Annotated in this window: 6 protein-coding genes; 3 read left to right on the top strand and 3 right to left on the bottom strand. The window is 44.3% G+C overall.

Going from position 1 to position 6,280, the window contains the following annotated elements:
• The first annotated feature begins 163 nt into the window (after positions 1 to 163).
• Entirely contained in the window at positions 164 to 1,354 is a 1,191-nt protein-coding gene (locus tag EWH91_RS14205) for an MFS transporter (RefSeq protein WP_240697389.1), read from the top strand.
• An 86-nt stretch (positions 1,355 to 1,440) separates the two neighbouring features.
• Here EWH91_RS14205 and EWH91_RS14200 read toward each other — a convergent pair whose 3' ends face one another.
• Complete coding sequence (locus EWH91_RS14200) at positions 1,441 to 2,967, bottom strand: AMP-binding protein (protein WP_240697388.1); 1,527 nt, start codon at positions 2,965 to 2,967, stop codon at positions 1,441 to 1,443.
• Between the two features lie 260 nt (positions 2,968 to 3,227).
• Here EWH91_RS14200 and EWH91_RS14195 point away from each other — a divergent pair, with 260 nt between their 5' ends.
• A complete protein-coding gene (locus EWH91_RS14195) occupies positions 3,228 to 3,824 on the top strand; it encodes a C39 family peptidase (protein ID WP_240697387.1) in 597 nt (198 codons plus the stop codon).
• Positions 3,825 to 4,135: 311 nt separating this feature from the next.
• Here EWH91_RS14195 and EWH91_RS14190 read toward each other — a convergent pair whose 3' ends face one another.
• Positions 4,136 to 5,074: an aldo/keto reductase gene (locus EWH91_RS14190; protein ID WP_129930899.1), complete on the bottom strand. Its 939-nt coding sequence runs from the start codon at positions 5,072 to 5,074 to the stop codon at positions 4,136 to 4,138.
• A gap of 200 nt (positions 5,075 to 5,274) precedes the next feature.
• On the opposite strand from EWH91_RS14190, the gene EWH91_RS14185 reads away from it, so the two are divergent.
• Entirely contained in the window at positions 5,275 to 5,664 is a 390-nt protein-coding gene (locus EWH91_RS14185) for a class I SAM-dependent methyltransferase (RefSeq protein ID WP_129930897.1), read from the top strand.
• Here EWH91_RS14185 and EWH91_RS14180 read toward each other — a convergent pair.
• On the bottom strand, positions 5,583 to 6,280 hold a 698-nt coding region (locus EWH91_RS14180), incomplete at its 5' end, for an RNA-guided endonuclease TnpB family protein (protein ID WP_129930896.1). The two genes, EWH91_RS14185 and EWH91_RS14180, sit on opposite strands and share 82 nt — an antisense overlap.

Here is a 6,280-nt window from a genome sequence, read left to right as displayed (position 1 = left end):
AACTGGTAAAATTTGTTATTTGGCGTGGGATTTGTTTCATATACGCTTTTTTAAGTGCTTTTGGATAAAGGCCCTAAAAAATTTCCAATTTCTCGTTTTTAGGGACTTGACATATTACCACTAGGCTTTGAAAGAACACTGGCTGAAGAACATTATTCTTTTTTTGAGCAGCCAGACGATCTCGCTCTTCGGATCTTCCCTGGTACAATACGCCATGATGTGGTACATCACACTTCAGACGAAGTCCGGTATGATGATGACCCTCTATATCATTTGCGGATTTATACCCACTTTTATTCTGTCCCCGGTGGCAGGTGTATGGGCGGATCGCTATAACCGAAAACATCTGATTATTTTATCTGACGGACTGGTCGCCGTCTCGACACTTATACTTGCCTTCTTTTTCCTCATGGGATACAATGCGATCTGGCTGCTGTTTGTTATGGCAGCGGTCCGCGCCTTCGGAACAGGTATTCAGACGCCGGCAGTCAGCGCGATTCTGCCGCAGATCGTACCGAAGGATAAACTGACAAAAGTGAACGGAGTCAATGGCACCATCCAGGCTGTGATCATGTTTGTCTCTCCGATTGTCAGCGCAGCTTTGATGGCTCTGGCGCCGATTGAAACCATATTTTTTATTGATGTTGTGACCGCGGCAATCGCGATCGGCACGCTACTCGTTTTTGTAAAAATCGCTGTACATGAAAAGGCGATGCAGAAACAGACGACAAGCTATCTCAGTGACTTTAGAGAAGGTTTGCGGTATGTGCGTGATCATGCTTTTCTGAAGCAATTTTTTCTTTTCTTTGGTTTGTTTTTTGTCTTAATGGCTCCTGCTGCATTTCTGACGCCGCTGCAGGTGACACGGACATTCGGCGGCGATGTCTGGCGTCTGACAGCAATTGAAATTGCCTTTTCTGTCGGTATGATGGCCGGCGGCGGGCTGATCGCAGCCTGGGGCGGTTTCCGAAACAGAACGAAAACGCTGGTTTTCTCCACTCTGATTATGGGTATCTGCACTTTCGCGTTAGGCGCTATTCCGGTTTTCTGGATTTATCTGGTCTTTATGACCCTATTCGGCGTTTCTATGCCGATGCTGAATACACCGACAACTGTTATGCTGCAGGAGAAAGTTGAGGAAGGTTATCTCGGCCGGGTGTTCGGCGTCATGGGGATGATTTCTACATCGATGATGCCGATCGGTATGCTGATCTTCGGGCCCATCGCCGATTTCATTAAAATCGAATGGCTGCTGATCGGTACCGGGGTCTTCATCTTAATTCTGACGTTCCTCATGGGACGTGATAAGACCCTGGTCACAGCGGGTGAACCGGTGCCTGAACAGACGGCCTGAGGATTGTGCTTCCGACAACGGAAAATCAGGTTAAAGAAAAAGGATGGCTGAATCTGCCATCCTTTTTTGCGTGCTCCTGTATGCTTTCATTCTTCTTTTTTGGCCAGTTTCTCAAGTACCCAGTAATTAGGTTTTCCGCTGCCGAGCAGTGGCACTTCATCAATATGTTTGATTTCAGAAGGAATATAGAGAAGAGACATTTTCTTATCCTTGATAAACTTTTTAAACTTCCTTACCGGGACATCTTCTTTGGTTGTGAACAGAATGATTTTTTCTCCCCTGCGCTTATCGGGAATACTGACGGCATAGAAAACCGATTCACCGAAGCATTCTAATGCCAGTTCCTCAACTTTATTTAATGAAATCATTTCTGCGGCAATTTTTGCGAAGCGTTTTAACCGGGAAATAATCCGAATATATCCATCCTTATCAATCTCAGCAATATCACCGGTGTTATACCACTCTCCGCACGGAACGAATCCTTTTCCATGGATGAGGTAGCCCTTCATAACATTCGGTCCCTTAAGTAGCAGGTTACCGCCTTCATTCACTCCTTCCACTTTGGAAATCCGGGCTTCCATCAGGGGAACAAGACGGCCGACCGTTCCTTCTTTATGGTGCTGCGCGGTATTCAGAGAAATAATCGGCGACGTTTCGGTTGCTCCGTATCCTTCCATAATTTGAATGCCAAACTTATCACGGTAGGTATCTCTGACATCTTTCTGCAGCTTTTCACCGCCGCAGACGACAATTCTCAGAGTATGAAGCTGCTCTCTCGTTGCATATTTTGCATAATTCTCGAAAAAAGTATTGGTCGCCACAAAAAGTGTACTTTTATCTTTTTCAACGATCTTCGGGATTTCCCGGTAATGGAGTGGTGACGGGTAAAGAAATACTTTTACATTCCCGACAACGGGCAGAATCGAACCGACCGTCATGCCAAAAGAATGAAAGAGTGGCAGTGGGTTTAAAATGCGGTCTCTATCCTCATCGAGTGCGACATGATTAAAGACCTGTTTAATATTCGCATAGATGTTCCGATGTGTCAGGATGACCCCCTTTGGCTTCGATTCGGTTCCCGACGTAAACAGAATGACTTCCGACTGCTCCCTTTTCTTCAGACCGGACACTCTGGATCCGAATAATCCGGACAGCTTCTGAAATGTGGTGATACTGCTGCGGACATCTTCGAGGTAAACAACTTTAACCTGCTTTTCCATCTCTTCAATAACAAACCCGAGATCCGCCTTCTTCACAAATTCCCTTGACGTGATGACGGTCTCCATTGGTGAGGCGGTTTCGATGCAGTCGATAATATTTTGTGTTCCCATCGTGAAATTCAGCAGACAGGGCTGCTGTTCATTTTTAAACAGTGCGAACAGGACAATCACCTGTGCGGCGACGTTCGGCAGAAAAATGCCCACCCTTTTCTCGCCCTTTACAATCTGATCCAGCTTACCGCTCATCACATTGACAGCGATTAAGAATTTTTTATAGGTTAGCGCAACGCTTAAATCTTCGATGATTACTTTCTTAGGATGTAATTTTGCCTGCTTCACCATCTCATCATACAGATTCACATGCTCAGGTATTTGCAACGTCAAAATGTCCACTCCCAGTTAAACAGTTTTTTAGTTTTATTTTTATGAATCAGTATAAACACAAATAAAGCCTTACCCATATTTTGCCCGAACGGGAAAAGATTATAATAAAGACTAAGATTATTATACTATATTGATATGATATACTACACGTATCTTCAGACAGATCGCCTGCATGGCCTGGAGAATGATCAGACTTTTGTCCATATGAATATATTACCAGTCGCCTTTGAAAAAAGCGAATAAAGCAGGAAAAACAGGAGGTGGACGTATTGACAGCACTTTTGGATGTCCCTCTGATCCGGCAGCGACCGGAACTGCCGACCGGATGTGAAGCGGTCGCCCTGACGATGGCCCTTCATTATTATGGAGTAAATGTGGATAAGGAGACTGTGGTCCGGCAGATGCCGCGCGACAGCACACCGCTGATCGAAAACCCGGATGGTTCCGTGAGAAGCTGGGGCGATCCGGAAGTCGGCTTTGTCGGAGATCCTTATGGCGATGGTGTCACGATTAACCCGAAGCCATTAAAGCAGGTCCTTGACCATTATCGCGGTGGCGGGATGGCACTTTATGGAAAAGATTTCAAGGTTATTGAGCAGGCTGTTGACGAAGGGAAACCGGTCCTGGTCTGGTTTACTATCTCCCATGAGATGCCGGTCATGCGATACTGGAAGACTCCTGCCGGGAAAAACATTTTTGCCCCGAGACCGCTGCACTGTATTGTCGTCACCGGCACAAATGATGATTTCGTCACTTTTAACGACTGCGAATCTACTGAGCGGAGCGGAAAAAATGTTCGGGTGGAAAGAGAAAAGTTCATTCGGATTTACGATGCAATGGGACGCAGAGCACTGATTGTAGGGTGAGCGGGGAGTTGATAAGATGAAATTTATTCATGAAAAATATGAGCTGATCTGGTGGATTTCTACTATGTTGGCGTTTCTATTCATTTTGATTGATCGTTTTAAATTTAGAAGCGGATATCTATCGTTTGTCGTATTTGTGATATTTGCAGTATTTATGAGCACTGTTGGCATCATCAATAAAAAATATAAAAAGAGTAAGTAAACTTTAGATTTGAAGTGTATGTAGGGGGGTACTGTTCGTTCATGCGGTATAAAAGCAGGCAGCGAAAAAAAAAAAGGAGCGCCTCACAGCGCTTCTTTTTGGTCAGGGTTTATCGGGTTGAAAAGTTTTGGTCAATAAGATCATATTCTTCTTTTGACAGTTGAACATCCAGAGACTGGACAATGCCTGGTATCTGTCCGGCATTACGGGCACCCGGAATCACAGCAGTCAGATCGGAATTCTTCAGGTACCATGCCAGGACAACCTGAAGGACGTCAACATGGTGCCTGCGCGCAATCGGGCGAAGGGTATCAACCGCCTCCATCGTCTTTTGGAACGCCTGACCCGTAAATTTCTTATTTTTACTGCGCGGATCGCTTTCGTCAAACGTCGTTTCTTTGTTGAACTTGCCTGTAAGCAGTCCGGATTCAAGCGGGAAGTACGGGACAAAGGAAATACCCGCGTCTCGCAAATAAGGGAATAAATTTTCTTCCTCATCACGGTGGATCAGGCTGTAATAATTCTCAACCACATCCACATAACCGTCCTGATTAGCTTCCTTAGTCTGTTCTAATGAAAAATTGGATATGCCGATGGCTCGAATTTTCCCTGCTTCCTTCAATTCCTGGAGGGCGCCGACTGCTTCACTTTTTGGCGTTTTTTCATCAGGAAAATGGATATAAAAAATATCGATATAATCCGTCTTCAGTCGTTTCAGTGCCTCATCCACTGATTGTCTCAGAAACTGAGGATCATTATTCAGTACCATCTGACCGCTTGAAAAGTCCTGGGCAGCTTTATCGGCAATAATCACCTGATCTCTTGGGAAATCTTTGATGACTTCTCCGATTAATTCCTCTGAGCGCCCTTTACCATACATAAAAGCTGTATCCAGCAGTTGAATACCTGATTTCAGAGCGTTCCGAACGGTTTCCCGGCCGTCTGTCTCCGATAAACCGGCAAACAGGTTATGGCCGCCGACTTTATTTGTCCCCAGCCCAAGCGGGACAGTTTTGACCTGGCTTTTCCCAATCGTCACGATGCTCATTCAAATACCTCCTTGTATTTCCCATCGCCATTAATGTATCACAGTAATGAGTGAAAATCGTTTCTCGTGCCTCAGAATTGACGAAGCAGGCGCGTCTGTTCAGATTTGGAATAAAATATCTGCCTGTAACCTGTGGCTTTTTATCCTCTGTCATTGTAAAATCAATTTCATATGAGGCGCGTGGTAAGGAGGCGTGATGCATGCAAAGCCAGAAAGAATACTGGAATAAAGTGGCAAGTGATAAGCGGTTCACTACTCCTTTTCGATTAGATCTGTTTTCCAGGTATGTAGCGAAAGATGACAGGATACTGGACTATGGCTGCGGTTACGGTCGAACGTTATCGGAGTTGAGCAGCCGTCATTTTACTCATTTATACGGAGTCGATTTCTCAGAAGAAATGATTCAGCGTGCCCGGTTTAATGAATCTGACGAAATGAAGCTTTCTGTCGTGAACCTCACACGACTTAAGTCGTGTGCTTCTGGGAACATTGCACACTTACCTAACGTTCAGGCAGAGGTCACAACTCTTTTACCAAGGCTCGTCCCGAGCCGAAGAATATTCTTTGCTGCGTTAATATCTCTATCGTGATGATGCCCACAGCCAGGGCATGTCCAGTCCCTTATGTCTAACGTATGCTTTCCGTCATCATAACCACATTCCGAGCATATTTGTGATGTCTTATAGGGATTGACAATGACTAATTTCTTACCATACCATGCACATTTGTATTCAAGCATCCGTCTCATTTCCCGCCAGGATTGATTAACAATTGCTCTGGATAATTTGTGATTGCGTAGAAGATTTTTTGCTTTCAAATCTTCCATGACAATGACATCATTATCTTTAACTAATTGCACTGTAATTTTATGGAGATAGTCATTGCGTTGATTAGTCATTTTCTCATTGTATTCAGCAACCATTAATTTGGCTTTTTTATAATTTTTAAAGTCATCAAGGCATCTGGGATTAAGTACCTTATTATGCTTATCCCATGCAATTTCTTTCTGAGCTTGCAATCTACGTCTAGCTAACCGTTTCTCCCAGTAATGTTTCTTCCTGGCTAAGATTTTGTCAAAACGAATGGTAGGGAACTTAATACCATCAGATCCAATGACTAAATCGGCAACACCCAGGTCAATACCTAATTGCCTTCCTGTTTTGTTGAATGTTTGGTTTTCATATTCAACAAGCAGCACAGCATAAT

The sequence above is a fragment of the Sporolactobacillus sp. THM19-2 genome (assembly GCF_004153195.1).
Taxonomy (GTDB): domain Bacteria; phylum Bacillota; class Bacilli; order Bacillales; family Sporolactobacillaceae; genus Sporolactobacillus.
The sequence above is the reverse complement of the archived record's forward strand: the minus strand, read 5'-3'. Positions and strand labels throughout refer to the sequence as shown.